Source organism: Piscicoccus intestinalis NBRC 104926, from assembly GCF_001515525.1.
In the GTDB taxonomy this organism is placed as follows: Bacteria; Actinomycetota; Actinomycetes; order Actinomycetales; family Dermatophilaceae; genus Kineosphaera; species Kineosphaera intestinalis.
Map to the genome: position 1 here is coordinate 1 of NZ_BCNQ01000306.1, position 1,075 is coordinate 1,075.

A 1,075-nucleotide genomic window follows, 5' to 3' on the forward strand; every position below is an offset into this window, starting at 1 on the left:
CCGCCGCTACCGCTGCAAGGAGTGCTCGCACGTGTGGCGTCAGGACACCACCGCTGCGGCGCCGCCGCGGGCCAAGATCTCCCGCGCCGGCCTGCGGTGGGGTCTGGTCGGGATCGTCGTCGGCCACCTGTCGATGGCCCGAGTTGCCGAAGGACTGGGCGTGGCGTGGAACACCGCCCACGACGCGGTCCTGGCTGAGGACCGGCGTCTGCTCATCGAGGACCCGACCCGCCTGGACGGTGTCAAGGTCGTCGGGGTCGATGAGCACGTGTGGCGGCACACCCGGCGCGGTGACAAGTACGTCACCGTGATCATCGACCTCACCCCGGTCCGGGACGGCACCGGGCCCTCACGCCTGCTGGACGTGGTCGAAGGTCGGTCGAAGAAGGCGTTCAAGGACTGGCTGGCCGAGCGGGACCAGGCTTGGCGCGATGGGATCGAGGTCGTGGCCATGGATGGGTTCGCGGGCTTCAAGACCGCCACCACCGAGGAGCTGCCGGACGCCGTCACGGTTATGGATCCCTTCCACGTCATCCGGTTGGCCGGGGACGCTCTCGATGAGTGCCGCCGCCGAGTCCAGCAGGAACTGCACGGACACCGCGGACGCAAGGGCGACCCGCTCTACACCGCGCGGCGGACCCTGCACACCGGGGCTGACCTGCTCACCGACCGCCAGCACGAGCGCCTTGACAAGCTCTTCGCTGGGGACCGGCACGTGCACGTCGAGTGCACCTGGGGGATCTACCAGCGCATGATCTCCGCCTACCGTCACCCCGACCGGGCAGCCGGCCGCGTCGAGATGAGCTCCGTGATCGACGCCCTCGCCGACAGTGTGCCTGAGGCGTTGGTAGAACTGCGCAAGCTCGGCCGCACCCTGACCAGACGCGCCTGCGACGTCCTGGCCTACTTCGACCGGCCGCGCACGAGCAACGGACCTACCGAAGCCGTGAACGGTCGCCTCGAGCACCTGCGTGGCCTGGCCCTCGGCTTCCGCAACCTCACCAACTACATCGCCCGCGCACTCCTCGAAGCCGGCGGATTCAGACCACACCTACACCCCGAATTGTGAAGAGCC

1 protein-coding gene is annotated in these 1,075 nt (G+C 68.9%); it reads left to right on the top strand.

Annotated features, from left to right (window positions below; genetic code table 11):
- Positions 1 to 1,069 (top strand): ISL3 family transposase (locus PINTE_RS21395; RefSeq protein WP_068434631.1); only part of this gene is annotated, 1,069 nt, incomplete at its 5' end.
- Between the last annotated feature and the right edge of the window lie 6 nt (positions 1,070 to 1,075).